The sequence below is a fragment of the Streptomyces sp. NPDC044061 genome (assembly GCF_056434305.1).
The window spans coordinates 1-21,120 of record NZ_JBWKFL010000084.1; the positions used below are offsets into that span (position 1 = coordinate 1).

Sequence of the window (21,120 nt, forward strand, 5' to 3'; positions counted from 1 at the left end):
ACCAAGACCGTCACCGACCGCGCCACCGGCAGCATGGTGATCCGCACCGTGGTGGACGCGATGGAGACAAAGGCCGTCATCACCACCACCCCGAAAACCAGCCGGACCAACCGGTCGAAGACCGGTCCCACCCGGCCGCGAACCAACCGCCTCACGCCCAGGCGACGTGAGGTTCCCTCCCCAGCACGTCCTTCGCGCCGTGCCGGCCAGCGTCCGGAGGGACACGCACCAACGGACCGGACCCGGCTACCCCGCGCAGCCCACCGGCACCAGAGCGTGACCACGATCAGCACACCCACCAAACGCCGACACCGGCCACACGGAGCAGCACTGGGCGCGGGATTCCACCTCCACGCTCACGCAGCCCCACCAAGATGGGCAGAACCCGCGTCGAACCCCATGGTTCGCATAGGTTCGCTTAGCTGATCAGAGACGCTCAAGGTGCGTATACATGGGTGTGTACTGTGAGAATGTCTGACGCGATGATTCGTGTGCCTGCCGAAGTCCGTGACCGTCTCGCCGTGATCGCCGAATCCCGGGGAACGTCGATCCGCTCTTTGGTGCAGGAGTTTGCGGAGTCCACGCTGACCGAGGAAGAGCGTCGTGAGCGGGCCGAGCAGACTCGTGCCTACCTGGGTGAGCACTTTGGCGTCGAGGTGTCCGACGAGGAGAGCGCGGCCATGGGTCGCAGGCTCCGTGAGGCGTTCGCCCGGACGCAGGGCGCGGCCGGGTGATCTTGCACCATCTCATTCTCGATGCACCAACGCTGGTGGCGCTCGCGGGCAGCAGCCGCCAGGTCTCCGCGCTCATCCACCGGGCTCATTTCGAAACCGATACCCGCCTGTGATGGCGCTATTTGAAAATCCCCACCTGGTGCTGAGGGGTGGGGCAAACCTGCTGAGTTGATCTCCCCACCCTTCGTGTGATCTTGGTCGGCGTGTCGGGATGGGTGGTGGGTGCGACGGCAAGCCTGCGTGGGCAACGGGTCGGGCCTCTTCGGGAGGCTGGGTGCTCACGTGGGAGGAAGACGTGGACGCGCACGCGCTGCGTCGCCAGGGCTGGACGATCTCCGCGATCGCCAGACACCTGGGACGCGACCGCAAGACGATCCGTGCCTATCTGAACGGCGAGCGCGTCCCGCAGCAGCGCCGCCAGGCTCCAGACGCGTTCGTTCCCTTCCTGGACTACTGCCGTCAACGCCTGGCGGACGATCCGCACTTGTGGGCATCCACCCTGTTCGACGAGGTGGTCCAACTCGGCTACCGCGGCGCCTATTCGACGTTCACGGGGGCGCTTCGCCGCTACGAGGTCCGGCCGCACTGCGAGCCCTGCCATGCGTCGCAGGGCCGGGACCGCGCGGTGATCGAGCACCCGCCGGGCGAGGAGGTCCAGTTCGACTGGGTCGAGCTGCCCGATCCGCCCACAGGCTGGGGCATCGGCGGACACGCGCACCTGCTGGTCGGGGCGCTCGCACATTCGGGCCGGTGGCGGGCGGTGCTGGCGGAGTCAGAGGACTTCCCCCACCTGGTCCAAGCCCTCGACGCCGTGCTGCGCAGGCTCGGCGGGAGCGCGAGGCAGTGGCGCTTCGACCGGATGGCGACCGTCTGCTATCCCTCCAGCGGCCAGGTCACCCCGGCGTTCGCGGGGGTCGCGAAGTTCTATGGGGTCCAGGTGGCGATCTGCCCGCCGCGGCGGGGCAACCGCAAGGGCGTGGTGGAGAAGGCCAACCACAGTGCGGCGCAACGCTGGTGGCGCACGGTCCCCGACGGTCTCAGCGTCGAGCAGGCCCAGTCCGGCGTCGACAAGCTCGCCGTCCGGATGGACGAGCGCCGCCGCAGTGTCGACGGGGTCAAGGTGACGGTGGCCGAACTCGCCGCCGCAGAGCCACTGTTGGACTTGCCCACACTGCCGTTCCCGGCCGAGCTGGAGGTCGTGCGGACGGTCAGCCCGCAGGCCCTGGTGTCCTTCGAGGGCAACCTCTACTCGGTCCCGCCCGGGATGCCGGGGATGCAGGTCACCGTCCGGCAGCGGCTCGGCGAGGGCTACCTGCACATTGCCACGGCGGGGAAGGCCGTCGTCGCCCGGCACCGGCTCACGCCGCGCGGGGCCGGACGGACGGTCCGCGACGCGGGTCATGTGATCGCGCTGGAGCGGGCGGTACTCGCGCAGGTCAGTGACCGGGCCCCGTGCAAGACCAAGACCCGCCGCCCGCTGTCGCCCGAGGCACTCGCTGAGGCCGAGCGGCTGCGAGGCCAGACCGCCGGCGCCAGTTCGGCCGCCGAGCGGGTCGTGATCAACCTCGACACCTATGCCGCCGTGGCCGACCGGCTGCGGACCGCTCCGAGATCCGAGGAGGAACCCGGCGAGTGAGCACATCACCGACGCAGATGAGTGAAGCGCGCCGCTACTCGCAGCTGCGGGCCCACCTGTCCTACCTGAAGCTGAACGACGCGTTCGAGGCCCTGCCCAGGGTGCTGGACCAGGCCCGCACCGAGAACCTGTCGATGACGGCCACGCTGGAGCGGCTGCTGGAGATCGAGGTCGAGGCGACCGAGGCCCGCCGCCTCGCGGCCCGTGACCGGTTCGCCTGCCTGCCGGAGCCCTGGACCTTGTCTGATTTCGACTTCTCGGCCCAGCCCGGCGTCGACGAGAAGCTGATCCGGGACCTGGTCACCCTGCGCTTCCTGGACGACGCCTCGAACGTGCTGTTCGTCGGACCGCCCGGGGTCGGCAAGACCATGCTGTCGGTCGCGCTCGGCAGAGCGGCGGTCGAGGCCGGCCACCGCGTCTACTTCACCACCGCGGCGGAACTCGCGGCCAAGTGCCACAAGGCCGCACTGGAGGGCCGATGGAAGACCTGCATGCGTTTCTTCGCAGGTCCACGGCTCTTGATCATTGATGAGCTTGGCTACCTCCCGCTGCCCGAGGACGGCGCCTCGGCGCTGTTCCAGGTGATCAACCAGAGGTATCTGAAGTCGAGCACGATCTTGAGCACCAACGTCGGCATCGCGGACTGGGCCTCGGCCTTCGGCGACGCCACCGTCGCCGCGGCGATGCTGGACCGGCTCCTGCACCGGGCCGCGGTGGTCGGCATCGACGGCCCCTCCTACCGGCTCCGCCACCACCAGAACCACGCCGACAGCCTTCGCCAGGGAGTGAACGCCCGTGTCTCCTGAACTCGACCCCACCAGCGCGGAGTTGGCGCGGACCTGCCCCGAATGCCAGGCCGGCTTCACGGTCGACTCCGTGGCCAGCCGACGCAAGTACTGCTCGCCCACCTGCCGTGAGAAAGCCCGCTCGCACCTGCCCACCCAGCGGATCTGCCCCCAGTGCGGCCAGGAGTTCACCACCACCCTCAGCCCGAAGCGCATCTTCTGCTCGCCCGAGTGCCGCACTGCCTCCCGCGAGGCCAAGACGGAGACCCGGACCTGCCCCGTCTGCGAGAACCCCTTCCAGGTCCAACGCACGGTTCGCACCATCTACTGCTCGGCCGTCTGCCGTCGCGAAGCCGAGCACCGCCGCGACCAGGCCCTGGACGAGGAACGAGCCCGTCGCCTCGGCCAAGCACCGCCAGCCGCGTTGCCGGCCCGGATCGAGCTTCCCCCTCCACCGGCGCCTCGCCCGGCCTCCCGCCAATCCGCCGGGGTCCGTGACCCACTGGAGCCGACCGCGACCCGCGACTGCCCGCACTGCCAGCAGCCGATCACCATCGTCGCCCTGCTGGCCACCCCCGAGGCGGCCCGGCCGACGATGCCTCACCACCGCACCGACGTCGTCCCGCTGCGGAGGACCCCATGACCGACCTGTCCATGCTCCACCAGGTCGACGAGCTGGTCACCCGCAGCCACAGCGACGGCCTCACCGACCTCGCCGCTGCCGCGCTGATCGAGCAGCACGGAAGGTTCCTGCTGGTCCACGCCGATCTCCCAGACCTGGACACACCCCGAACCTGGCGGCTTCCATCCGGCCCGGTGCTGCCCGGAGAGACCGTCCCCGAGGGCCTGCACCGCATCCTGGCGCAGTCCTTCGGCTACTCGGACGCCGAGATCACCGGCTTCCTCGGCATCATCGACGCCGACGACTCCGGCACCCGCACCTTCGTCTTCGCGGTCAGCACCGGCCAGCCGGACAGCATCTGCCGAAGCGGCCACCTCCCGCACCGCTGGATCGACAACATCACCGTCAGCGACCTGATCCCCGGGATCAATCCGCTCCTCCACACCTACTACGCAGCCGCCCCCGGCTGACCCTCACCAATCACCAGGGCCCGGCGACCTGACGGTCGCCGGGCCCTCGGCATGTCGCTCGTCGCTCCCCAGCATCCCCACTTCGTTGAGCAGCAGACGAACTGAGGCGAACAGCACCCCTGGCCAATTTCGACCGTCCTCATCACTACCCGGCGGTGCTCGAAGTGGCTCAACTACACTGGGATGGCGTTGGCGTGGGTGCCGCGATCCATGCGGCCGGGCATCTGCCCGAGTGGGGTGCGGATGCCCTGGTCGCCACGGTGGCCCCGAAAGTATACGAGCGTCGCGGTATCCGCGTTTTCGATCTCAGCCGCTGAAGTCGTCCAGTCGGACTGTCCGAGGCACTGACCACCCACTATCAAGCACAGCTCTCCGGCGGACAGCGCCAGCGAGTCTGTATCGCTCTCACTCTGGCCGCACAGCCCGACCTGCTCGTGTGCGACGAAGTCGTCTCCGCCCACGGCTTCTGCGCACAGGCCGGAGCAGTGGTCAGGGGTGACCTTTGGCAGGCCGTCCCTCGATCGTGCGACAGCGCCGCAGGTAAGTGACAGCGGCGGGCGACCGCCTGGCATCGTCGGCGCCAGTTCGACCAGCTCAGGGCGTGGTGTCGTCCTCGGCGGCCAGGAAGGTGCGGCGGTCGGAGATGAAGAGCTGCCAGCCCCGGCTGTCCCACCGGCGCGGCCCCCTTTTTACCCGGCCCTGGTGCGTCATGGGTGCCAGGAAGGCGTGTGCGAGCATGGTCAGAGTGATGTGCCGGTTCCAGCCTACGTAGCGGCGGACCTCGTACTGTTCCAGCAGTCGGCGGAAGCGGCGCCCTGGTTCTGGCTTGCTTGCCGGTTTGCGGTCGCTCTCCGTCAACAGATCGGCTCGCGCTTCGCTACCCCGTTGTGAGCTCAGCCCTCGAAAGTCAGCCACGGCGATAGGGTGCGCCGACCGTGTAGGCGCGCGTGTGTACCCCAGCCATCCCCTCAGCCCAGCCACGCATCCTCAGTGCTTGTGGCTTCGCCACAGGCAGCCTGATGCATGGCCAGTTTCAATGCTTGGCACCTCGATGACCGGCGCCGTAGGCGGCCGGAGGGCCTGTTGTGGAGGGTCGCACTGGTTGCTGCGGTCTTCGAGTGAGGTGGTGGTGGGCGGGACTGAGGGTCTGTAAGAGTCCCGCTTCAGTCCCGGAATGAAACACCTGGTCAGAGGGTTCTTTGGTCCTGCACGGGACTGACGGGACTCAACTTGGAGGTTATGTCGATCGTGTGCGCGGGCATGCGCGCGTAAGAATTTCTGGTCTATCACCCATGGTGTAGAGCTCACATGTAGGACCTTGAGTCCCGTCAGTCCCGTAGCGATGGGGATTTACTGTCTGACCTGCATTTTTATCTGCGGGACTGAAGCGGGACCGAAGGAGCTGTAAGCGTGTGGTGTCTGATCGCTGGGACTGACGGGACTGAACTTCCGACACACGGACGCCATGGGTGCCAGCTTGGCGGGGTGTGCGCTAGCCTCTGAACCGCATGCGGAAACCTCAGTCCCGTCAGTCCCGTCTAGCGGGGTGGCGGCATGACGGGACACGGCGACCGCGTCGGTTCACGCGCCAGAGAAAACCAGACAAGGATCTTTTAGTGCCCGGGCAGGTTGCGACACGCACGCCAGTCCCTACGGGACCTCGAGACACTGCCCGCTGCGGGTACAGCGTCGAAGAGCGCCGCAACGCCATGCACGCTGTTTCTGTCCGCTCCGTCGGCATCCGGCGCCCATGCCACTCCCAAGGATGCTCATGAGCGGGGCCGAACCCAGCGGCCTCGACGCCGCGGCTGCTGCAGACCAGATGCGCCAGACAAGCCTTGATCTCGGCCTACCCAGCAACGAGACACTGCTGCCTGCCCAAGCACGAAACGAGGCGACCCACCGAGTCGCGCCTACGGCAGCCCTATTGCCTCAGGAACTGACCGATCGAGGCAACGCAAAGCTCTTCGCACGCCTGTACAGCGATCGATTCCGGCACGTAGAGGGACTGGGCTGGTACAGCTGGGACCAGTACCGGTGGAAGCGCACCGGCGGTGAAAAAGGTGCGATGTGGGCAGCCGGCGACATGGCCGAGCAGATGCCGCGTACCGATCCGCACGGAGTCTTCAGCGACCGTGAGGTGGCCACTCACCGGCGTCGCACCCAGTCCACCTCCGGCATGAAGGCCCTGCTACTGCAGGCACAGGCAGCGCCCGGGCTCAGTCTCGACCCGGACTCCCTCGACGGGGACATGTACACCCTGTGCACGCCCGGAGGCGTTGTCGATCTAAGAACCGGTGAGCTACGCAAGCCGGACCCGCTGTCTGACATGCACTCACGTGCCACAACGGTCGGGCCGGAAGGCATACCTCTGCCCAGATGGCGCAGCTTCCTGCGCGACACATTCGGCGAAGACGACAAGGGCCGCGAGACAGTTGCGTTCCTGCACCTGCTGCTTGGCTACTCCATCACCGGTGACGTGGGTGCCCAGGTCCTGCCCTTCCTCTACGGGGCAGGAGCCAACGGTAAGTCCGTGCTGCTCGAGGTGATGATGCAGATCTTGGGCGACTACGCCAACGCTGCACCTCCCGGCTTTTTGATGGAGAAGGGGAAATTCACCGAACACAGCACAGAACTGACCGAACTGCACGGTCGGCGCATCGTCGTGTGCTCTGAGCTCAAGCCGAACGACAAGTTCAACGAGGCCCGGGTCAAGCTCCTCACCGGCGGTGACAGCATCACGGCCCGCCGCATGCGACAGGACTTCTTCACCTTCACCCCCACCCACAAGCTCTGGCTGCTGGGGAACCACCGGCCCGAAGTCGGCACAGGTGGCTACGCTTTCTGGCGCCGCATGAGGATTATCCCCTTCGAGCGGAAAGTCCCCGACGAACTCAAAATCGACAACCTCGCTCAGGAGCTCGTCCGCGACGAGGGCCCCGGAATCCTGCACTGGCTCATCGAGGGTGCCCGCCGATACCTCGCTACCAGGGATCCGCTCAACGGGCCCTCTTCTGTACGGCTGGCCACGGAGGCCTACGAGAAGACCGAGGACCACATCGGCCGGTTCATCACCGAGCGGTGCACCAAGGGCGAGAGCGGCCAGCTGAATCCCGAGTTGCGCGTGGAGCAGAAGCTGCTCTACGAGACCTACGGCCGCTGGTGCTCGGACGAAGGGATCCGCCCAGCCACCTCCCGTGCCTTCGCCAGCCGCATCCGTCAGGAACTCGGCCTTTCCTCACCTGCTGAGATGATCAAGAACAACGATCGCAAGCTGTACCCCGGCCTGGCGCTCCTCGCCGATGCAGGGACGGAGCCGGACGAATGAGGTTCCGGACGAAGCCTGGTAGCCAGCGTGCTCAGGGCTCTTACGATAAGTACCGGAAACCCCGACCAGAAGAGACGACCAGCGGTGGACGCGCCGCACGATCCGGCCAGAGGCCGGCCCACAAGAAGGAGGGTCTGCGGCCATGAGCTCGATGCTGCAAGACAGACAGCTCACCGATGAAGCCGAAGTAGTCTGGGTGGAAGACCCCGAAGACCTCGACTATGTCCGGCAGGCCCTGGACAAGGTACCCACCCGTAAGGGCAAGCCCCGCTACGAGCGTGACGGCCGCCTCATTGGCTACACCAACCTCAAGCCCAGTGCTGAAAGCGATCCCGACAGCGGTCTCTTCGCCCGGCGCACGTTCTTCCTCCTACCCCACGACCGCGACAAGCAGCCAGCAGGCCCCTACGGAGTAGGCGCCCCCAGCGAAGCGGTGGACCCGCGCACCATCGAGGCGGGAAGGGTCGGCGCCAAAACGCCGCGCTCGCAGCAGGGCCAAGCCGCAGAGGTAGCCCAAGCCGGCCGGTAGCCCGTACTTCATCGCAGCGTCCCCCGGGCCTGACGGGACTGACGTACCAAAGTCACGCACGAGGCAGACAGCATCCAGTCCCGCCCGACCTCCATGCCGACATCTCAGTCCCGTTAGTCCCGTGTACGAGGTGTGTGATACGTCTGACCTGCATGATTCCCGGCACGGGCTCAAATCGCTCAGAGCCGCTGCGGAGCCCGTGCATGTTTGACGGGACTGACGGGCCAGTGGACACACTCACGTGACGGCGGGGCGACACCGGTCATCAAGGAAACGCCGACTTTCCCCCGGATGACCGCAGTGCAAGAGGCGGGTCGCTCGTCCTGACTCGCTCCTGTACATCGGGACCGCCGCTTCGCACTAACATCCTGGCACCCCCAGGATGGAACACATATTACATGACCCGCCAGACTCGCCGTGCAGGTTCTATTCATAACAGAGTGGAGGGTAGATCGGGAAGGGGCGAGTAGCCGCTTCGGCCTCACCATTTGACGGCGCAGTAGCTCGGCTTGGCGTCGGGGTCTCGATGATGTAAGCGCAGCACGAGAACTGGACAGTCGCGTAGGAGCTGGTGGGCACCCCGCGAGAGGGTGTTGCGTCGGGCTTGGCGTTCATGCCCCTGTATGCGGACATAGGTGATGCCGAGCAACGGCAGCGGGTCCGTGGTCTCGCACCTGAGGGCGCGGAAGAGGCTGTGCACCTTGACGCCGAGCTGGTGGCGGCCACACGGGCCCTACTAGACGAGCTCCAGGGTGATTTCGCGTAGGGAGGGTCACCTCAAGCTGGACCAGGAGCTGACGGGGGTGGCCGGAGGCAGGCGAGCAGCGGTGGAAGCGGCCCCAGGCCCTGCCGAGGACGCCGCTAAACGCCAGGAAGCCGGCTCGCGGGCTGCGACGTCACCTGGACCGGGACTTGGCGCGGCTGGAAACCATCACAGATCACCGACACGTGGGCGGCACGGCTGCGCTGAGCAGGCCGCAGGAACCGGTACTGCCCTGTCCGCCGCCCGTCCAGGGAGCGTTCGGACTTGGATGATCCACCGCAGCGCCGGGACGTGACGATGGCGCTGATGAAAGTTATTAGGCCACTGGACTAATTCGATACCACGTCCGACGAACGCGATGGGCGCGGGCTCGGGCGGTCGGGTGCGGCGCCCGGGGTGGTTGAGCACATGTCTTCGGCCAGGTGCCAGCTCGTGGGCCGGTCCCTGGCCATGGTGGGGATGGAGCAGTCACAGCCAGCCGGCCTTGAGGGACTTCCTGCAGTACCAGATGGCCGGCATCCGGCGAGGAAAGCAACAGCGGCTGGTGACGACCCGCAGTCCCGCCTGGCCATAGCTTTGGGGCTGCCGATTGTGGTCATGTACTCCGCGACGAGCGGGACACCGGTCGGCTGCGCCCTCAGGAGGGGTGGCCGACCAGGCGCTGGAACCGACCGTCGACTCGCCTGCACCAGGACTGGGCGGTCCCCGTCGACACCCAGCCAGCGTAGGCACGGTGCGCCGGCCGGGGCCCCGCGTACGCCGATCCAGACTGCTTGAACCCTAGCCTGAAGCTGGCCGCCTATGGCCGGCTCTTTGTGCTCTTGCAGCATGAGCCAGCATGATTGTTATAGTCGTAACACAATGCCTTGGTTTGGGTGAGGCTGAAATGTGACGACTTTGAGGAGCATGAGGTCGCGCTCGGAGGCGCGACTTGGCGGTGCCGCAGCGGTATGCGCCGGCACATGCGAAGAGGGTCACCCTAGGGCTGCGGCGGGCCTGGCTCGGTGACAGCGCACGGGCCAGTGAGGGCGGAGGTGCGGTGCCTTCGAGCCGAGGGGTGAAGCCGTAAAGCCGCTTGTGCTGTGACCGAAGGGAGTGGCGATTGCCGCCAGGCGGGTTGATCCCTTGCCCCCTCACGTCCCCCTCTCATGTCCGTATGATCCGAGGAGGAGCCCAGACATATGACGAGCAGTGAAATCAAGGGCGATGAACCGAAGCAGGTCGCGTTCCGTGTTCCGACGCCTGACGACGGTCATACGGTGTGGGAGGTTGCCAGCAATGACGAGGCAGTTGACGCCAACAGCGCCTCCTACTACAGAATGTGGTTTCGCGACTTCGCCCAAGCCTGTGTCGTGGCCACTATCGGTGGGGAAATCATCGGGTTCCTGACCGGCTACCGTCGCCCTGATCATCCCGACACGTATGTAATCTCGCAGGAAGCGACCAAGCCGCAGCACAGTATTCCCGACCTCGGGTTCAGGATGTTCGACTATGCCGTGGAGCAGCAAATCAAGTCTGGCGCAAAGTTCTTGGAGATGTTGGCGTCGGCCAGAAGCGAGCCTGTTGTGAAACGATTTGCTGTGGCCCGCTGTGCACAGATCGAGCATCATGTTCTGTTTCCCGGCCAGTTCTTCCCGGACGGTCCCTACGACGAGGCGCTCTACCGGGTTGGGCCGCTGACGTAAGGACAGGATCTGGTTGTCCCGCCTGGGCGTTGCACGTCACGTGTCCGCGGCAGCTTGGTTCTGCGGGGAGCGGGCCAACAACTCCGTGCTGACGAGCTCGTGGCGGGTCGCTCAGCGTCGAAGACTTTGGTGGGCTTCAGTTCGTCAGCCGTGCCGATCCGAGGGCTCTCACTGCTGGTGTGTGACAGTGGCCAGTGACGCCCTGAACGGCGCCGTTCCCCTGCCAAGACGGCCCCTCGTTTGGCGGTCGCGTGCTGGCTCCTCAAGCTGTGCGCTGCCGTTCGTTACATCGGGTCTAGTACCAGCTGGGGCGGGCACTTTTCTCGGCGTGCGGCGCAATGGTCCCATCCACCCGCCGGTCTGCGCGCTCAAACCCTGATGGCTGGGGTGGCGGGTCACTCTCCACCTCGGGGCCATCCGGTGAGTGTGTCCGCGCGGGTTCCCGGCCGGGCTGAACGGCACCTGCCCGCCCGAGGGCGATGAGCATCCCGGCCTTGGCGGCGTTCTTCTCGCTCCTACCGTCGGGAGCTGTGCGGGTCCTTGCACCGGGTGTTCGGTGGCCGCCCGACGCAAGGACCCGGATCTCGGCGTGGTGAGCAGGTGGGCGTCTCATCGACCAGCGCGCATGCGCTCGTCAGCGGGCGGACCGGGGGACTGCATCACTGGTGGAGTGCGAACTGGCTTGGGGCTCCAACGGGGTCGTCCAGTTCGGCATGCTCTGGAGGGCCTTCGTTGCTCGGTTGCCTGAAACGCTGATCGATGTCGACGCGGAACGCACCGTGGACGTGGTGGCCGACGCGGCCAGTGCTGTTCGTCAAACGCCGGCTCACCATCCGGCATACGGGGCCACCATCTCGTCCGTGACCACGCCAGCGACGGCGTCATCGATGGCGCTGGTCAGCAGCTCAGCGGCGAGTTCCACCTCGCGCTGTGAGATCACCATAGGCGGCGTTACCTCGATGACGTTCTCGCCTACGTAGTACACCACCGCGCCCAGTTGCCAGGCGCGGTAGACGACCTTGCGGGCCAGGTCGGTTGCGCGGGTCCGCTTAGTCTGGTCCGTCACGAGGTCGATGCCGATCGATAGGCCACGGCCGCGTACCTGCCCGATGAAGGCGGCGCCCGGTCTGTCGCTGTCGGCGTATGCGCGCAGCAGGGCGAGGAGCTGTGCTCCCCGTGCTGCCGCTGCGTCGGGGATCTTCTCCTCAAGGAGGGTGCGGAGCACAGCACGCCCGGCGGCGGTACAGACGGGATTTCCGGCTGTGGTGAGGAGGGCTGACGCAGTCGGCCCGTCGAGGACGTCTGCGGGCCCGACTGCTGCAGACAATGGCAGGCCACCGCCGAGGGTCTTGCCGAACGTCACGACGTCCGGCGTGATGTCCTCGTGGTCGAAGGCATGTAGGAGCCCTGTCCGCCCCAGGCCGACTTTCACCTCGTCGCAGATGAGCAGCACGCCGTAACGCCGACACAGCGCGTGTAGGTCTGTGAGGAAACCGTCCGGAGGAATGACGAGGCCGCCATCCGACTGGATTGCTTCGACGATCACGCAGGCGACATCACCTGCAGCGAGCTGGCGCTCGACTGCCGCCAGCGATGAGCGGGCCACTGTGGTCGGGTCCCCGGTATGCGGCCGGTAAGGGTCGGGGTAGGGCACGAATGCTGCGGCTGCGTCCGGCTGGGCGCCGGCGTCGACGTGCACTCCGGAGACGCCCATCGCTATGCCGACGCCGCCGTGGTAGCCGTGCTCGAAGGCGACGATGCGGGAGTGGCCGGTGGCGTGCCTGCAGGCGCGCAGTACCACGTCGCAGGCGTCGGAGCCGGCGTGTCCGAGGTAGACGCGGCGCTCGCCTGAGCCGGGTACGAGGGCAAGGAGATCCTCGGCGAGTCCCACGGACTCCGGGTGTATCGCGGACAGGATGCCGGCGCCGCCGGGACGGCGTGCTGCCTGGGCGATCGCATCCGTGAGTGCAGGGTGGCCGTGGCCGAGTCCGCTGGCGGTCCAGGTCGCGCTGAGGTCCAGCAGGCGTCGGCCTCCGGGCTCGATGAGCCAGCAGCCGTCTCCTGCGACGACTTCAAGCGGGAAGAAGCGCAGCTTTTCGACGCCCGCAATAGCGTTGGCATCGCGTTCCGCCAGGGTGGGCGCGTCAGTCATGGACCAACTCCCTCTCGTTTGCCTCGCTGTCAGCTTGTTGCCTGAGCTCTTCGCCGAGCGAGGAGGGCTTACGGTTTGATGCTGTCCCTCAGTCCTTGTCCGTCTACCCACCTCGCTGGGGTTGGCTCTACCAGGGCGAGCACAGCGGGTGTCCTGCTGGACTACTAGCAGGACCACGCGAGGGGCATCGTGGGTGAGTGCGTCGGGTCGGTATGGCTGTGCCACTCGTGCGGACGGAGGCCGTCTAGGCTGACTCAGTCAAGGCCGAACTTCGCAGCAGTCAAAGCGTTCGGTTGTGGCTGTTGGCCAGCCGGATCGCCGTTGTGCCTCTCAGACGTGGAAAGCGAGAGCGACAGGTGACGTCTTCGACGGAAGCCCCTGCCGTGTGAGCGGCTCCAGGGGTAGCCCTTGATTGAGCGGTCACCTTCCGCCGCTCGTGCGAAGTGGATCGCACTTCGAGTAACGTACATTACTTTTATGTAGATGAGCGCGCAAGAGTGTAATGCATATTTCGCTTGCCTGCGCCGGGCAGCTTGATGGGCCAATCACACAGGGCGAGGAGACGTCCCGAGTCACCTGCGCTCCGAGGTGGAGGCAAAGCTCGGGAGTGTGCGCACCGGGGTAGGTCGACTCGGATGTACGTCCCTGTTGAACGTGTGCGGACTGTCCCTTCTTGCGTGATTCCCGGCCGCTGGCCTGGCGCGAAGCTGTTGAAGTCGTGATCGAGGACTTACCGTGCGGGGTGCGGCCCGCGTCGCCGTTGGTGTCGGCCGTGACCTTCGGCAAGCGAAGGTTAGGTACCGGGACTCCGGCTGACCTGAAGCGCTGCTGCTGGAGGGGGCTGCAGTCAGGTGCAGGTCTCCGGGGTGCCGGGTTGGTGGTCGGTGCCTGTCCGGCTCTGCGGGGGAACGGTCATGAAATAGCTGTTTCCATCTTGCGTATATATTGACTTGAGCGTAACATCCGTCACGCGAGGTGTGCCGGTCTCAAAGGCGCTTCGCCTCCACCCTGGCGCGTCCGTGGAGCGGGGAGGCGATCTCTCGAATGTGACCGGGCGGAAAAGCCATGGCTGCTTGCGCCGATGTGGCCACAACTTGCCCTCCTCACCCATCTAGGGATGACGATGACTGTTCCTTTCCTCGAACTGGCTGATGATCCGCGGGTGCGTGGCAGGCAGCAGGGTGAAGCGCTGCGCGCCGACGTCGAGAGCAACATCGCGCTGTATCTCGACGTGTTCCAGCGCCTTGGCCTGGACACGGATGACCTCCTTGAGCAGGCCGTGTGTTGGCTGCCCCACTTGCGGCGCCAGGACCCAGAGTTCAGCGCGGAGATCGAGGGGATCGCCGAGGGAGCTCGCCGCCCGCTTGCCGAGGCCGTGATGCTGAACGTCCGCTACGAGTTGATCATCGGCATGATGAAACGGCATGGCCGCCAGACCCTCGGCGTTGACGGGTGCACCTCCTTTGGTCTGCTTGCCGAACGCAGAGAGTCTGGTGGCCCCGTGCTCGGGCAGAACTGGGACTGGATGCCCGGCGTGCACACGTACGTGGCGCGAGTGCACCGAGACGGTCGGCCAGACTTCATCGGTCATGCCGAGGCCGGCACCGCGGCGGCCACGCAGCAGGGCGTCAATGAATACGGGATCGGCGTCGTCATCAACGCACTCACGGCGACTGGCGACTCGCACTACCCTTACCAGCGGCCGTTTCGACTGCGCGTGCGTGACATCCTCAGCGCGGCCAGCCTTGACCACGCGATCAAGGCCGTGACCGGCAGCCACCGGACGGTCTCGATGAACTTCATGATCGGCCATCACCTCGACGAGATCGTCGACGTCGAAGCTGGTCCGGACAGAGCGGCCTGCCTGCTACCGACCGACGGCATTCTCGCCCACGCCAACCACTTCGCACAGCTGGATATCGAGTCCGACGCGATACGGCTGTGGTCCAGCACCATGTACCGCGGTCCACGGTTGGACCGGCTGCTGCGCCGCAACGCCACCGTCGACCGCAAGCACATCCATGAGTGCCTTGCGGACCCCCTGCTCTGCGTCAAAGCCAACCCTGCTGACCCGGCGGGCTTCGAAACCGTGACCGCCATTGTGATCGACCTCGAGCGCCGAGCGGTCGCCGTCACCGCCGGCCCACCAGATGCGCACGAGTTCGAAGAGCACCTGCTCTATCCGTAATTAGTAGATGCCCTGGGTCAGGCTCACCAACTTCATTAGTTATCCCTGGTGTTGGGCACGTATAGTTGTGTGCATGGAGTTGCTGCGGATGTCCAAGGCTGCGCAGCGTCTCGGGATACATCCGATGACGTTGCGTCGGTGGGCGTTGGACGGCAGGATCCCGTTTACGTGGGTCGGGCGTGAGCGCCGGTTCTCCTCGGTGGATGTGGAGAGCGTGAAGCGCGGCAGTGACTCTTCAACTGCGCGTGGGCGTCTGGAGTTGCTGTATGTGCGTGTGTCCGGCTCGTCCGGGCAGGAGGTCTCTTTGGAGGCCCAGGAGGCCGAGCTGCGGGCCACCGCCTCGGGGGAGATCGTCGAGGTCGTCCGGGATCGTGGTTCGGGTTGAGGGAGAACCGGCCCGGTTTGAACCGGGTGTTGGCGATGGTGTCGGACGGCTCGGTGACGGTGGTGCGTGTCACGCATGAGGACCGGCTGGCCCGATTCGGTGTGGGCTGGCTCAAGCGGCTGTTCGCCGTGTTCGGGGTCACCGTGGAGGTGCTGCACCCGAAGAAGCTCGGCGGCCGGGACGAACTCCTCGAAGACTTCGTCTCTGTGGTGACGGCGTTCGCGGGCCGCTTGTACGGGATGCGTAGCGCGGAGAACCGCAAACGGCTGCTGGCCGAGTCCGGCCAGTGCAGTGATAAGGGAATGGTCGCGTGAGCCGGAAGCTGCCGCTCGCCGACGGCGAGATCTCCCGCACCGCCTGCGCCCGCACCCTGATCCGGTCGTGCGTGGACGAGAAGAGCGGCGAAGTCCTCACCGGTGCCGCTCTGGCCGAACGCGTGGGCTGGTGCGCCGACCTGGTGGCGGACATGACGAGCACGCTGCTGGCCGCCCACTGGAACACCGCGGACGTGAACATTTTGGCCTCCGGGGAGGATGCCGGGGGCCGCAAGCTGCCGTCGCATGCGTGGATGGCGCTGCGCCGCCTGGGATGGACGGTCACCTCCGGCGCGAAGGTGAACGACCGGATCGTGCGCATGGCCCAGGAGATGGCTGGTCGTGCACTGCGGTCGGTGAAGTGGCGCGCCGACGTGACGGCTGGGGTTCTGGCCGCGTGGCCTTGCGATCCGAAGAGGCGCACGCCGCAGGAGTGGGATCGGGCGCGGGCCGCTATCCCTGGCGGTGAGTATCTGCCGTCCAGCATCATCCGATCCCGCACGCGCCAGATCGCCACCTTCGAGCGCAACCACGGGCGTCTGCCTGCCCACCTGTTCGAGCTGGAGCCAACACCCCGTGTGGCCAAGATGCTGCTGCTCGCAGCGTGCGACGGGCAGCAGGCCACCGTCGAACGATCCGACGACGGGCAACGGGTGCTGCTGCGATTACAGCTCCCCACTCGGCCCGACCCGCAGAAGTACGCGGACTTCACGTGGGTGGCCTGCCTGATCACGTTGCCGCCCACGGTTCCGGCGAACGCCGTGATCCACCTGCCCACCCTGCGCATCGCGGGCGGGAAGGTGCGGGCTGACCTCGCCTACACCCACGCCGTGCCCAAGGCCCAGCGCACCGGCCACACCGTGGCCTTGGGCGTGGACTGGGGACTGAACACGCTCCTCAGCGCGGGCGCGGCCCGGATACACGAGGGCGGCCAGATCACCGCCCTCGGGGCGGGCGCTCAGTTCCGGGCTGCCGGTGTGCTCGCCAAGCAGTACCGGCTTCGGCGGCAGTCCGAGCGGCTGCACGCCAAGACCGACCACTACACCCGGCTCACCGATCCGGCGGTGAAGGCCAAGGCGGGAGTTCTGGCCGAGGAGATCCGGCGCGAGTCACATCGCCGCTCGAACCTCAACGCCGCCCTGGCCTGGGCTGCCGCACGCTGGGCCGTGGACCAAGCCGTCGCTGCCCAGGCCACGGTCGTCTATCTGGAAGACCTGCGGTCGATGGAAGCCGGCGGCATGGGCCGCACCCACAACACCCGCATGTCCCAGACGGTGCGCGGACGGATCGCCGATCGCATGCGGCACCTCGCCGCCGAATGCGGCATCGCCGTGGTCACCGTGCCTGCACGCAACACCTCCAAGCACTGCCCCCACTGCCTCACCCCCCTGCGACACCGCAAAGCACCCGACCGGCCCACCACGCCGGGCTGGAAGTGGGCCATCTGTCCCAACCGGGAGTGTGGTTGGCAGGGCGACCGCGACCACGGTGCCTGGCGGCGTATCGCCGCACGCGGCCTCACCCACCAGGCCAAGACCGTCACCGACCGCGCCACTTCCACGATGGTGATCCGCACCGTGGTGGACACGATGGAGACAAAGGCCGTCATCACCGCCACCCCGAACACCAGCCGAACGGACCGGTCGAAAACCGGTCCCACCCGGCCGCGAACCAACCGCCTCACGCCCAGGCGACGTGAGGTTCCCTCCCCAGCACGTCCTTCGCGCCGTGCCGGCCAGCGTCCGGAGGGACACGCACCAACGGACCGGACCCGGCTACCCCGCGCAGCCCACCGGCACCAGAACGTGACCACGATCAGCACACCCACCAAACGCCGACACCGGCCACACGGAGCAGCACTGGGCGCGGGATTCCACCTCCACGCCCACGCAGCCCCACCAAGATGGGCAGAACCCACACCGAACCCTACGGTTCGCATGGGATCGCTTAGCTGACTAGCGACGCTTCAGCACGATCCCGATCCGGCGACACCGCCTTTGACCCCGGCACGCCAGCTTGGGCTCGCGGCTGACTCGCGAGTGATCGTGAGGCGTGCCCAAAAGGGGGGCGACGATCGCACGGGGGTGAAACGTGTGAAGATCACGCAGGCCCGTGTGCCCTGTGCTTTTTCACTTTCCACGGGGAGTCAAGCATGTCGGCGAGCTCTTGACTTTTGCGCCGTTTTGGAATGCTCGGTGCGGTTCCGCGCAGCTCGTGCGGCGCCTCAGGCGCTCGAGCAGGCCGAGGTTTCGGGCAGTTGCCGAGCTGATCGGCGTGTACTGGCCCCATGGTCCACCTGCCGATCGGCCCGTCATGCGGGGCGCTGGCGGTGATCTCCGAGTCGCTCTCGGTAAGGGGGCTGCCCCAGAGCGCGGCTGCGGGGCCAGCCGAGCAGTGGAGCACTCCGCTGGCATTTCCGCGCACAATCCCTGCGACGCCGACTGCTTAGCCAGGGCGCCTCAACGAACCGGGCGCCCACTACTGCGCTGAGTCGCCGCTGGGACGGTGCTTGATCATGCGATCGTGCGTACCCATGCCGTGCCATATGGGCAAGCAGGCAATGTAAGAGGCCGTTATCAATCCAGACGTGATCGCTTGATTTCTGCAGGTCAGGCATGCTGCCGGTGGGCGGGTGGCAGGAATGACGGCGTCGTGTCGCCGCGCTGGTGGAGGACCGGATGCCGTCGCCCATGGGGCTGCTGGAAGACCGGGAGCTGACCGCGCGTCAGCGCCTGGAGGAGTGCCGCGAGGAGGCGGAGCGCGCCGCTGTTGCGCTCGCCGAGGCCGAGCGGGCCTGCGAGCGGGCCGTGATCGCGAAGGAGGAGTTCGCGGCGGCGCTGGCCGAGGCCCGCGCGGACGATGATCCGCCGTCGGAGGGCGCACAAGCGGCTGCTGCCGCGGCGCCGGGCACGATCGTGCCCGAACGGCGGCCCGGAGTGGAGCCCGCGGTGCTGGCCCCGGACGACCAGCGGATCATCGGCGCGCTCGAGGAGGAGGCGCGGGAGGGGGCCGGGCCGCTGAACTGCCGCCAGATCGCCGCCCGGCTGGGCTGGGAGACCTCCGCCGCCGGGGTTGAGCGGGTGCGCGCCAAGGCGTGTCGGCGTACACACGATCGTCCCCGGTCGCGTACGAGTGAAAAGGGACGCTTGATGGTGCGGTGAATCGTGGTGCCCGGCACTCTGCTGCTTGTCCGGTGAGGGGTGGCGGAGGGCGGTGGCGCGGTGGTTTTGGACCCGCAGCGCTGGCTGGAACTGCGGCGGTTCCGTGCTCTGGTCGAGTCAGGAGCGGTCAGTCTGACCGAGGTGGCCAGGGAGACCGGACTGGACCGCAAGACGGTCCGCAAGTATCTGTCGAGCACGGCGGCGTCGGTGCCGCCGAGACGGACGTCGAACGGCCGGCCCCGCAAGAAGGCGGTCGACGAGGTTGCGCCGTTGATCGACGCGATGCTGCGGGCAGAGATCCTCATCAAGGGCGCCGTGGTGCACGAGCGTCTGGTCAAGGAGTACGGCTCGACGATCAACTACCAGCGGGTCAAGCTCTATCTGCAGGAGGCCCGGCCGCGGATCGCGGGTGAACTGGGGATCGAGCCGAGGGAGTTGGCGGGTATGCACCGCCGCTTCGAGGTGGTTCCCGGGGCCCAGGCCCAGGTGGACTGGGGGGATGAAGGCAAGATCCTTGCCCATCTGGGAATCCCGAAGGTCTACTCGTTCCATATGGTTCTGTCGTACTCGCGCGACCCGTTCTGCTGCTTCACCACGAGCCAGGACATGCAGACCTTCTTCGACTGCCACCGGCGGGCATTTGCGCACTTCGGCGGGGTGCCGATGTCGATCGTCTACGACCGGACCAAGACCGTCGTGCGCCGGCACGTCGCCCCGGGCGAGGCGGTGCCCCTGCATCCGGAAGCGGTTGGCTTCGCCGGCCACTACGACTTCGACATCGACGTACTGGCCGCTTACCGGCCCACCGGGAAGGGGCGGGTCGAACGCCAGGTGTTGATCGTGCGTGATCACGTGCTGTCCGGGCGGGCGTTCTCCTCGCTCGAGGAGCTGGATGCCGCCTTCATGGCATGGGTGCCGCAGCGACGCGCCCGCACCCACGCCACCCACCACGAGGTCATCGGGCACCGGGCCGCCCGGGACCACGCCGCCCTCAAGCCGTTGCCGCCGTCGCCCTATCTGGTGGCCGAGCGGCATCTGCGGCCGGTCGGCAAGGACTGCCTGGTCGCGTTCGGCGGAAACCTCTACTCAGTGCCTGCCCGCAAGGTCCGCCCGCGTCAGCTGGTCGAGATCAGGGCGACGAAGTCCCAGGTCATGCTGCACACGACCGTTCCCGATGCCAACGGCGAGACCCTGCTGTCCAGCCACCCGCGAGCGGTCGGCCGCGGCGTGGTTGTCAAGCAGGAAGAGCACTGGGACGGCCTGCCGACCGGCAAGAACCGCCGCACCACGACCGGCGACGAGCCGCCACCACCGCGGAGCGAGCCGTCGACGTCCGGTCGCATCGGCCCGTTGCAGGCCCTGTTGAACCGGTCCGCCGCAACCCAGATCGAGGTCGGGAGGCGGCCGCTGTCGGTCTATGACGAACTGACCGGCACCCGGCCCTTCACCACCAACTTCCCGACGAAGGAGTCGTCTTGAGCGAGCTGACCGGCAACCGCATCCGCACCACGGCCGGCAAGCTCGGCCTGCCCCACCTCGCGGAAACCATCAACGAGTACACCCGCCGGGCCGACGAGGCGAAGATGGGCTACCTCGACTTCCTCGACCTGGTCCTGTCCGAGGAACTGGCCGTCCGCGACGACCGCCGCTTCCGCCAGGGCCTGCGGCTGTCCAAGCTGCCGCACCACAAGACGCTGGACGAGTACGACTTCTCGTTCCAGCCCGAGCTCGACCCGCGCAAGGTCAAAGACCTCGCCAGCCTCTCCTTCGTCGACGGCAAGGCAAACGCCGCCCTGCTGGGTCCGCCCGTTATCGCCGGTTCGATCGTGATCTGAGCATGTCGTCGCAGCTCAGGGTGGTTCTTCGATTGATGTGACGTGGTTAGCAGGGGCCGATGACTCGGGCTTTTGTCGGTGTGGTTTCTCCGCCGCGGCGGGCGAGTTCGCGTCGGAGGTCGAGGTTCTCGCCGTGGGCCTGTTCCAGCGCGTCCCGCAGGGCCTGTACTTCTTCTCGGTGCTGCTTCTTCAGCCGGGTGATTTGGCTGGTGAGCGCGAGGACGAGGGTGCTCTGCTCGTCGGCGGTCGGTGTCGGTGCAGGGACCGGCCGGGCTTGGGATCGAAGTTGTTCGATGCGTCTGCGCAGGTCAGGGTGGTTGTAGAGGAACGCGTGGGAGACGCCAGCCTCGCGCTGAACGGCCTGGAAGGTGATCGGCTCTCCGCGCTTGACCAGGGTGCGAATCGCCTTCTCCGCGCTCTTCGTCTTGGCCTGAGACTTCGCCTTCGCGGCGGCTGTGAGGGTTTGAGTGCGCTTGGTGCGGGCGTCGGTCATGGCCGAGTCCTTCGGTGGCGGTCGAGGTCGAGACTGAGCG

The 21,120-nt window shown here is 66.9% G+C and carries 18 protein-coding genes and 2 pseudogenes; 17 read left to right on the forward strand and 3 right to left on the reverse strand.

Annotated features, from left to right (window positions below):
- The first annotated feature begins 470 nt into the window (after positions 1-470).
- The 7 genes from AC07CM_RS48140 to AC07CM_RS48170 all read left to right on the forward strand — a co-directional run bounded on the left by AC07CM_RS48140 (position 471) and on the right by AC07CM_RS48170 (position 4,795).
- Entirely contained in the window at positions 471-734 is a 264-nt protein-coding gene (locus AC07CM_RS48140; protein WP_478882925.1) for a hypothetical protein, read from the forward strand.
- A gap of 274 nt (positions 735-1,008) precedes the next feature.
- On the forward strand, positions 1,009-2,370 hold the full coding sequence (locus AC07CM_RS48145; RefSeq protein ID WP_478882926.1) for an IS21/IS408/IS1162 family transposase: 1,362 nt from the start codon (positions 1,009-1,011) through the stop codon (positions 2,368-2,370).
- Entirely contained in the window at positions 2,367-3,176 is an 810-nt protein-coding gene (istB, locus tag AC07CM_RS48150; RefSeq protein WP_478882927.1) for an IS21-like element helper ATPase IstB, read from the forward strand. The genes AC07CM_RS48145 and istB overlap by 4 nt, the downstream gene beginning before the upstream one ends.
- Complete coding sequence (locus AC07CM_RS48155) at positions 3,166-3,798, forward strand: hypothetical protein (protein ID WP_478882928.1); 633 nt, start codon at positions 3,166-3,168, stop codon at positions 3,796-3,798. Before istB ends, AC07CM_RS48155 begins: the two co-directional genes overlap by 11 nt.
- A complete protein-coding gene (locus AC07CM_RS48160; RefSeq protein ID WP_478882929.1) occupies positions 3,795-4,247 on the forward strand; it encodes an NUDIX hydrolase in 453 nt (150 codons plus the stop codon). Before AC07CM_RS48155 ends, AC07CM_RS48160 begins: the two co-directional genes overlap by 4 nt.
- Positions 4,248-4,441: 194 nt before the next feature.
- Positions 4,442-4,564 (forward strand): hypothetical protein, encoded by a 123-nt coding sequence (locus AC07CM_RS48165; RefSeq protein WP_478882930.1) that lies wholly within the window; start codon positions 4,442-4,444, stop codon positions 4,562-4,564.
- A 27-nt stretch (positions 4,565-4,591) separates the two neighbouring features.
- Positions 4,592-4,795 (forward strand): ATP-binding cassette domain-containing protein, encoded by a 204-nt coding sequence (locus AC07CM_RS48170; RefSeq protein WP_478882941.1) that lies wholly within the window; start codon positions 4,592-4,594, stop codon positions 4,793-4,795.
- Positions 4,796-4,841: 46 nt separating this feature from the next.
- Here the strand turns inward: AC07CM_RS48170 and AC07CM_RS48175 are convergent.
- Positions 4,842-5,042: pseudogene (locus AC07CM_RS48175) on the reverse strand (hypothetical protein); the annotation flags it as partial.
- A gap of 976 nt (positions 5,043-6,018) precedes the next feature.
- Between AC07CM_RS48175 and AC07CM_RS48180 the strand changes: the two are divergent.
- From AC07CM_RS48180 to AC07CM_RS48190, 3 genes are all read left to right on the forward strand, one after another.
- Positions 6,019-7,575, forward strand: coding sequence for a DNA primase family protein (locus AC07CM_RS48180; RefSeq protein WP_478882931.1), 1,557 nt, complete (start codon positions 6,019-6,021; stop codon positions 7,573-7,575).
- Positions 7,576-7,717: 142 nt separating this feature from the next.
- Positions 7,718-8,104 (forward strand): DUF6009 family protein, encoded by a 387-nt coding sequence (locus AC07CM_RS48185; protein WP_478882932.1) that lies wholly within the window; start codon positions 7,718-7,720, stop codon positions 8,102-8,104.
- A gap of 1,944 nt (positions 8,105-10,048) precedes the next feature.
- On the forward strand, positions 10,049-10,552 hold the full coding sequence (locus AC07CM_RS48190; protein WP_478882933.1) for a GNAT family N-acetyltransferase: 504 nt from the start codon (positions 10,049-10,051) through the stop codon (positions 10,550-10,552).
- Between the two features lie 826 nt (positions 10,553-11,378).
- Here the strand turns inward: AC07CM_RS48190 and AC07CM_RS48195 are convergent.
- Positions 11,379-12,704 carry an aspartate aminotransferase family protein gene (locus AC07CM_RS48195; protein WP_478882934.1) on the reverse strand — a complete coding sequence of 442 codons (1,326 nt, stop codon included), beginning with the start codon at positions 12,702-12,704 and terminating at the stop codon, positions 11,379-11,381.
- A 1,117-nt stretch (positions 12,705-13,821) separates the two neighbouring features.
- On the opposite strand from AC07CM_RS48195, the gene AC07CM_RS48200 reads away from it, so the two are divergent.
- From AC07CM_RS48200 to AC07CM_RS48230, 7 genes and pseudogenes are all read left to right on the forward strand, one after another.
- Positions 13,822-14,892, forward strand: a complete 1,071-nt coding sequence (locus AC07CM_RS48200; protein ID WP_478882935.1) for a C45 family autoproteolytic acyltransferase/hydolase — start codon at positions 13,822-13,824, stop codon at positions 14,890-14,892.
- A 73-nt stretch (positions 14,893-14,965) separates the two neighbouring features.
- Positions 14,966-15,277, forward strand: coding sequence for an excisionase family DNA-binding protein (locus AC07CM_RS48205; protein ID WP_478882936.1), 312 nt, complete (start codon positions 14,966-14,968; stop codon positions 15,275-15,277).
- Between the two features lie 26 nt (positions 15,278-15,303).
- Positions 15,304-15,591 (forward strand): IS607 family transposase, encoded by a 288-nt coding sequence (locus tag AC07CM_RS48210; RefSeq protein ID WP_478882942.1) that lies wholly within the window; start codon positions 15,304-15,306, stop codon positions 15,589-15,591.
- Positions 15,588-17,546 carry a zinc ribbon domain-containing protein gene (locus AC07CM_RS48215; RefSeq protein ID WP_478882937.1) on the forward strand — a complete coding sequence of 653 codons (1,959 nt, stop codon included), beginning with the start codon at positions 15,588-15,590 and terminating at the stop codon, positions 17,544-17,546. Before AC07CM_RS48210 ends, AC07CM_RS48215 begins: the two co-directional genes overlap by 4 nt.
- 723 nt (positions 17,547-18,269) lie before the next feature.
- A complete protein-coding gene (locus tag AC07CM_RS48220) occupies positions 18,270-18,752 on the forward strand; it encodes a hypothetical protein (protein WP_478882938.1) in 483 nt (160 codons plus the stop codon).
- A gap of 60 nt (positions 18,753-18,812) precedes the next feature.
- Positions 18,813-20,231 carry an IS21 family transposase gene (gene istA / locus AC07CM_RS48225; protein WP_478882939.1) on the forward strand — a complete coding sequence of 473 codons (1,419 nt, stop codon included), beginning with the start codon at positions 18,813-18,815 and terminating at the stop codon, positions 20,229-20,231.
- Positions 20,228-20,560: pseudogene (locus tag AC07CM_RS48230) on the forward strand (ATP-binding protein); the annotation flags it as partial. The gene istA and the pseudogene AC07CM_RS48230, both read left to right, overlap by 4 nt.
- A gap of 73 nt (positions 20,561-20,633) precedes the next feature.
- Here AC07CM_RS48230 and AC07CM_RS48235 read toward each other — a convergent pair.
- The coding region (locus tag AC07CM_RS48235) for a DUF6262 family protein (RefSeq protein WP_478882940.1) at positions 20,634-21,120 on the reverse strand (487 nt) is incomplete at its 5' end.